Below are 6,417 nucleotides of genomic sequence, written 5' to 3' on the forward strand. Positions count from 1 at the left end.
CCGTTACGACAGGTGCCCAAAGGTCTTCCTGTCAGCCATCGCTCTCGCGGCCATCGTCATCTACTGGCTTTGAAACTCAATGAGTCCAGACCCTAAGTCGCATCTCTAGGCGGCCCAAATCTGGCAGCAAAAATCTAGATGCCTCTCATGTCTCCACCGTCTTGTGACGCGGCCCATTCCATTGCGGATTTGTCGGTCGCAGCGACGACGAGATCGTTTCGGGAACCCAAGTATTTTCCATGGTACGATACTTCAAACAACTGCTGAGAGCGTAGCAATTATGGACGATCACAACGATGCGGGGTTCCCAAGTGAGACCGCCGACTGGATCACAAAGCCCTTCTCACGCTTTCTGAAGATCGAGGCGGCAGCAGGTGGGCTCCTTCTTATGGCCGTTCTACTGGCCTTGGCGCTGGCAAATTCACCTTGGCAAGAGGCCTTTCTGGGCTTTTGGGAGACGCCAATCGGCCTGACATTCGGCTCGTTGGATTTCACTCGCTCGCTGCGACATTGGATCAATGACGGTTTGATGACGCTCTTTTTCTTTGTGCTTTCTTTGGAGCTCAAGCGGGAGATCGTGCTGGGCGAATTGCGAAACCCTCGACAGGCCGCCCTGCCGTTTGCAGGCGCAGTGGGTGGCATGGTTGTACCGGTCTCCCTGTTTCTTGCGATGATGTACGGGCAACCCGGGATGCACGGCTGGGGAACCGTGATGGCGACGGATACGGCGTTCGTAATCGGATGCCTGGCGCTCTTCGGACGCCGTATCCCGCCCACCTTGCGATTATTCCTGCTGTCTTTGGCCATCTTTGACGACGTCGGTGCAATCCTTGTAGTCGCCTTCGGTTACGGTGAGGCGTTGAACTGGTCGGCTCTCGGATTGGGCCTGCTGGGAATTGGTATTGTAGCAACCGCCTCGCGCCTCGGGATCAGAAGCATCCCGGTCTATTTCTTCATGGGAGCGGCAGTCTGGCTGTGCTTCGATGCCTCAGGCGTTCACGCAACCATCGCCGGTGTCATTCTGGGCCTCATGACCCCTACCCGAATTTGGGTGAGCGATATTCGCCTGCGTGTGATCCTCGGGCGCGTACTCGCCGCTCCGAACGGCGAGCATCGGCAACGGGATGTTGCAGGCCATCATGACCTTCGTCAAGCGGGCCGAGCGCTCACTGAATCGCTCTCGCCGGTCGAACGTCTTGAGATGATGCTACACCCTTGGGTTGGCTTTGCAATCATGCCGATCTTCGCGCTCGCAAATGCCGGCATCACGATCAGCGGTGCCGGTTTTGGACAACCGGTTTCCTTGGCGATCATTGTTGGCCTGGTGCTGGGGAAACCGATTGGCGTCCTCGGGTTCAGCTGGCTTGCGGTCCGCTCAGGCCTGGCTGTGCTCGCGCCCGGGCTGTCGTGGCCATTCATCATCGCCGGCTCGTTTCTCACGGGAATCGGTTTCACGATGTCGCTGTTCATTGCGGGCCTCGCATTCAACTGGCCCGTCCTGAATGCGGCGAAGCTGGGCATTCTCAGCGGATCAGCTCTCTCCGCGATGCTCGGAGTCGCACTGCTGATCTGGCTGACACTGCGAAGGACGTGACAACAACTCATCGCTGGTACAATGCGCGACCTCGTTAATGTACCGCCAATGTCCATGGTCGATGTAGATGCTGCGCACTGAATCAGCAGCGCCACCACGTGCCGCACGTCGCAAAGTGCAAGAGTATCGAGTTCGAGGGCACAGCATCGGTCTGATCCGGGGCGCTCAGTCCCCTGCTCCCGATCCGTGTCAGTGCAAGGAACAGCACGAAAAAGACAAATCCTGTCGTGACCAGGAGGTACATTCAGCCGACATCTATGGCTGTCGCATGGAGCACTGGGGATTACAGCCGAACGCATTATTAACCTTGGATTAACCGCGACGCGGCAGTCTGCCAAGGTTTTACAAGACCGGGCTGGAGATCACCATGTACGAATTTCGCGGCGCAACGCTTCAGGAGGCCATTCACCAGCGCTCCGATATCCGGCCTTGTCGACAAAGAAGCTGGCCAAGATGGCAGCGAACTTCTACTTCACCGCCCGCATGCGCATGGGAAGCGTTCTGTTTGTCGGCGAAGGCAATCTAACCTTTGCCTTGACGATGTGGCGCAACGGGAACCGAACATAGAGCATCACCGCCAGGCGGATAGTCTCGGGGCTGTTGTGAAAGCCCTTGAACGGGTTAGGTTTTGTCATGTTCCGACGCTACGGGGCCGCCCCGCCCGTCTCAACCGGATTCCTTCTGACAGGACCTCGTCAAAGGCTGCGAAAGCGCCCTGCCCGCCAAAAGCCAAGTTCCCCTTACATGACCTTTCAGCCTGCTTTCTGCTTTATTCGCTGTCTGAGCCCCAATACGAACAGTGCGGCTCCATCAGCCAGCAGCTCTAGCGACAGAACGAAGCCCAAAGTGACCTGAGTTCCCGCCAGAACGAGACCTCCAAGCACGACGGACACTCCGGCCGCCGCGAGGATCACGGGAAAGAACGGGTCGCCTCGCAAAGCGCGGCCCATCCAGGATTTCGCCGCGCCGGATACCAGCAGAAGAACGCCCAGAATGTTTCTCAGCAGGCTTCCGTCACCGAATGGGCCGAACAAGAGCGACAACCCTAGAAAAAGTGCCGCCGCGGAAAAGAGGATCGCGCCGGCCCTTTCGCGTGCTTCCGTTGCCTGCCAAGCGGCGCGCACCTGAAGCAGACCCACGACGAGCAATGCCCAGCCTGCAATGGTTGTCGAAGCGAACTGAGCGGCGGTCGGATTGAAGAGCCCCCAAAGTCCACCAACCAGCGCGACAGCGCCAGCCGCCAAGCGAACTTTTTTGCCAGTCATGTAAGTTCCCCCTATTTCTTTCCTGATTTTTCCAGAAGTGAAATCACGAGCAGCAATTGGCATGCCCCCATGGGGTGGTCCGATTTGATTGTTAGTGCATCGTGGGCCTTTGGTCCATCGGAACAATGCTGTCGGGCGCAGGACCACTTTCATGGGGCTACTCCGGACCGGTGAGGGAGTGGCCTTTCTGTCCGACCGGATTTTCGCCCGCTTCGGGGCCGCCTACGGCCTGTGCGTCGTACCAGTCGAGGACACGCTACCGCCCTCACTCTGTCACTGTCCCGTCGCCGTGATCTGCCCCTCACGCCTGCCGCAGACCGGATGGCACAAATGATCCCAAATCGCGCGCTCAGTTTCGCGACCTGAACTGATGCAGTGGATGCCTTAGGTGGGGGCATCCAATGAACCAGTTCAGTGGTACCAATATCGAACCGTCTCGAGGATGCTGGCATACCAATTAGAACTCCCCTCCGCTTGGCCGATCTGCGCGGAGGCAAACCCCTCGGCGAGATCACCGCGGCAACACGGCATTCGGAATCCTACATCCGCAAGCACCACCGCCCCCGTCAGAGAGGCGAGCCAGCCCGCCGGACCCGCCAAGCAGGCCGACCAGCGCGAAGGTCCTGAGCCCCGCGATGCGCCCACCCTTGGGTTCGTCGCGTCCGTGCCAACCTCGCTCGAGCCCCAGGAGCAGCCCAATTGCAAGCGCGACTCCGAGCCGCCCGAAGAGGTCGAGGTCATCCATTCGCGAGCGAGCCTGTCCTGCGGTCGCGCGCAGAACAGGAGTCAGTCGAGCACATCATGGCCGATCGCCTTGCATTCGGAGAGATCCGATCCATCCGCCCTCGCCACATCCTTGGCGAGGTCTCGAAGTGCACCTCGCAGCCCTTCCTCGATGACTGGATGGTAGAACGGCATTGCCAGCATGTCAGCGACGGTCATGCGCTGCTCCACGACGAGCGCCAGCAGGTGCGCGAGATGTTCAGCGCCCGGCACACACATCTCGGCGGCCAGCAGGCGACCGGTCTCGCACTCGGCGTGGATGCGCAGGAGACCGGCGGCGGTCTGCGCCATGCGCGCCCGCGATGACGGTATCGACCTTCACCGGCTCACTCGTCGGCGTCGGCTTCGGCCTTGGTTGCATGTTCGGTGCCCGGTTCATGCTCGGGCGGGCTGTAGGTTGTAAACAGCTTCAGCATCCCCGACCCGGTGTTTCGGAAGTTGTGGAAGACGCCCGAGGGCACGATGCTGACGTCGCCATCCGCGATTTCGGTTTCCGTCTCGCCGATCTCGGCCACGCCCGAGCCCGCAACGAAGTAGAGCAGCTGATCATGCCCCTCGTGAATCTCGCCGCCGATCTCGCCGCCCGCGGGGATGGCCATCAGCACCAGCTGTGTCTTGTCGCCGCTCCACAGGACCTTGCGGAATTCGTCGTTCTCGCGGGCGAGGTCGACGACGGGCAGCGTCAATTCTTGGGTTCCGGGCATACCTTCGCTCCTCCAGCATGTCGGGATTCATGATCGAGACCGGGCGCTGGCGTGTCGTTAACCCAGGTTAATTCCGCCAACACTGCAGCGGTCTACGATTTGCATGAATTGAACATACAACGAGGATAAAAGGGAGAACTCACATGTCCAATCGCGAAGCTTACATGGAGAAGGCCAAGGCACAGATCGATCAGTGGAACGCCGAGATCCACAAGATGAAGGCGAAGGTCGACGAGGCCGAGGCCGATGCGAAGATCGAGGCCCAGAAGCAGCTCGACGAGGCGCGCAAGCAGCGTGACGAGGCAGAGGCCAAGCTCAAGGAGATGCGCGCGGCCGGCGACGAAGCCTGGGACGACATGAAGTCGGGCTTCGACAAGGCCTGGGACAACATTTCCGGAGCCTTTAACAACGCCATGTCCCGGTTCAGGGGGTAATGCCCATGTCCATTTGTTTCCCGAAGATCCTTTCCGGCGTGGCACTTGCGGCAGCCGTTGCCTTCAGCGTCGTGCCCGCCACGGCGCAGGGCACGGACGCAGTCACCTCAGCCGAGGCCGTGCGTGCGGAGATTTCGCAGGCTATAGATGCGATCGCCACCTATTCCGAGGAGCAGGGCGAGCAGGCGGTCACCGAGGCGCGCGCCGCACTTGACCGGCTCGATTCCGAGATCGAGACACGCGAACAGGCGCTCCGCGAAGGCTGGGCGGAGATGTCGGAAGAGGCGCGCAAAACCGCCCGCGCTCAGCTTCAGGACCTGCGCAAGGCGCGCAACCGGCTGGGCGAACGTTTCGGCGCCTTGCAGGCCGGCACGGCCTCGGCCTGGGATGAACTGAAGGCCGGCTTCGCGGACGCGTGGGACGCCTTCTCCGAGGTGTGGAGCGACACGGAAGACAAAGCCGCCAAGAACTGATCAGCCACGCGAGCTGCAGGCCGGTCGCGCGACGCCCTGAGAGATTTTCGCGGGCGGCGCCGGGTCGGCCGGTCGCGCTCTTGCAGGAATACACAGGAATCGCGACAATCAAACGTTATAAACAACTAACAGCAAACGAAACTTGCCCAAAAAAAGACAATCGAAAGTCAGATTGCCAATATGCCTCTGCGAGGTGAGATGTGATTGCGGCGCAAGCATTCACGATCAGCCGCTCCAAATACCCAAGAGCATTTCCGTTGGCTCCCAAATCATACTACCCAACTCGTCACGGCCATGGGAGGGCGCGTCGCCAGTATGATTGAGGATGAGCTCTTTGAAACAGGTCGCATTAGTGGCTTGCTCTGTGTGGGATATCCGTTCCACCCTATTGGGAGACCCGAGAAACTTCGCACAGAGCATTTGCTGAAACTGCGAACACCAACGCTGATCTGGGCTCGTAGCTGCCGGTCGCTGCGATCTTGTCGAGTGGCTGTTATGCCGACAAAGCAGACTGAAGCCGCCTCTACTCTGCTCTTTAGGTGTATACGGCTGCGCCTGATGTCTTTCAGCACTCGGGAAGCCAGCTTTCGGTCAGAAACAGAACCAGATCGAGCTGTTGGGCCAAGATCTACTCCTAGTGACCATCCCTCCCAAAGACGTCAGCCCAGACTAAGCGACCCTAAACCTAAATGGTGCGAATTCCTATGCGTCCGAAGGAAGACCCATGAAGGTTATTTCTCTGTCCGACGAACAGTATGACCTGGTCGAGCGTGCTCTCACGCGGGCTGGCGAGAACATCCGTCGGATCAACCCGAATATCGGACGCCTGTGCTCGGACGCCTCCACGGCTCTGCAGGACGGAATCCAGTCCGAGATCGAGGAAGAACAGCCAGACCCGGCTGAATCTGCAGATGGTCCGGATCCGAACTTCGACAATCGGCTGCCTGAAGTCCCTGCGGGGTCCCAAGGTGACACCGAGCAAGTCGCTGATGATGAGTCTGACGAGGAGCTCAAGGACCAGAAGTTCGGTCCTATCGAGCTGCAAGTAGCAGACCGTCCTGAGTGACGGTGAGCAGCCCGATCTGATTGGTCCAAGGTAATTGTTAGTGCATGATCGGGCTGGTTTCCATTGGGATGATGGTTTCGGGAGCCGGCGGCCGATAG

At 59.5% G+C, this 6,417-nt stretch carries 9 protein-coding genes and 1 pseudogene; 5 read left to right on the forward strand and 5 right to left on the reverse strand.

Going from position 1 to position 6,417, the window contains the following annotated elements; all coding sequences use genetic code 11:
* Positions 1-280: 280 nt before the first annotated feature.
* A complete protein-coding gene (gene nhaA / locus BLT50_RS18580; protein ID WP_090030773.1) occupies positions 281-1,594 on the forward strand; it encodes a Na+/H+ antiporter NhaA in 1,314 nt (437 codons plus the stop codon).
* Positions 1,595-2,142: 548 nt separating this feature from the next.
* On the opposite strand, the pseudogene BLT50_RS19155 reads toward nhaA, so the two are convergent.
* From BLT50_RS19155 to BLT50_RS18600, 5 genes and pseudogenes are all read right to left on the reverse strand, one after another.
* A pseudogene (locus tag BLT50_RS19155) lies at positions 2,143-2,229 on the reverse strand (IS6 family transposase); the annotation flags it as partial.
* A gap of 117 nt (positions 2,230-2,346) precedes the next feature.
* Complete coding sequence (locus BLT50_RS18585; protein WP_245723464.1) at positions 2,347-3,012, reverse strand: HdeD family acid-resistance protein; 666 nt, start codon at positions 3,010-3,012, stop codon at positions 2,347-2,349.
* A 358-nt stretch (positions 3,013-3,370) separates the two neighbouring features.
* A complete protein-coding gene (locus BLT50_RS18590) occupies positions 3,371-3,604 on the reverse strand; it encodes an MgtC/SapB family protein (RefSeq protein WP_090030777.1) in 234 nt (77 codons plus the stop codon).
* Positions 3,605-3,645: 41 nt separating this feature from the next.
* Positions 3,646-3,954, reverse strand: coding sequence for a hypothetical protein (locus BLT50_RS18595; protein WP_281241663.1), 309 nt, complete (start codon positions 3,952-3,954; stop codon positions 3,646-3,648).
* A 14-nt stretch (positions 3,955-3,968) separates the two neighbouring features.
* Positions 3,969-4,346, reverse strand: coding sequence for a cupin domain-containing protein (locus BLT50_RS18600; RefSeq protein ID WP_090030781.1), 378 nt, complete (start codon positions 4,344-4,346; stop codon positions 3,969-3,971).
* 143 nt (positions 4,347-4,489) lie between these two features.
* On the opposite strand from BLT50_RS18600, the gene BLT50_RS18605 reads away from it, so the two are divergent.
* From BLT50_RS18605 to BLT50_RS18620, 4 genes are all read left to right on the forward strand, one after another.
* Complete coding sequence (locus BLT50_RS18605) at positions 4,490-4,780, forward strand: sll1863 family stress response protein (protein ID WP_090030784.1); 291 nt, start codon at positions 4,490-4,492, stop codon at positions 4,778-4,780.
* Between the two features lie 5 nt (positions 4,781-4,785).
* Positions 4,786-5,253, forward strand: coding sequence for a sll1863 family stress response protein (locus BLT50_RS18610; RefSeq protein WP_139170595.1), 468 nt, complete (start codon positions 4,786-4,788; stop codon positions 5,251-5,253).
* A gap of 294 nt (positions 5,254-5,547) precedes the next feature.
* Entirely contained in the window at positions 5,548-6,012 is a 465-nt protein-coding gene (locus tag BLT50_RS19745; RefSeq protein ID WP_342706715.1) for an alpha/beta family hydrolase, read from the forward strand.
* Positions 5,978-6,319 carry a hypothetical protein gene (locus BLT50_RS18620; protein WP_090030789.1) on the forward strand — a complete coding sequence of 114 codons (342 nt, stop codon included), beginning with the start codon at positions 5,978-5,980 and terminating at the stop codon, positions 6,317-6,319. Before BLT50_RS19745 ends, BLT50_RS18620 begins: the two co-directional genes overlap by 35 nt.
* Positions 6,320-6,417 lie beyond the last annotated feature (98 nt).

This window comes from Lutimaribacter saemankumensis (assembly GCF_900100005.1).
Taxonomy (GTDB): domain Bacteria; phylum Pseudomonadota; class Alphaproteobacteria; order Rhodobacterales; family Rhodobacteraceae; genus Lutimaribacter; species Lutimaribacter saemankumensis.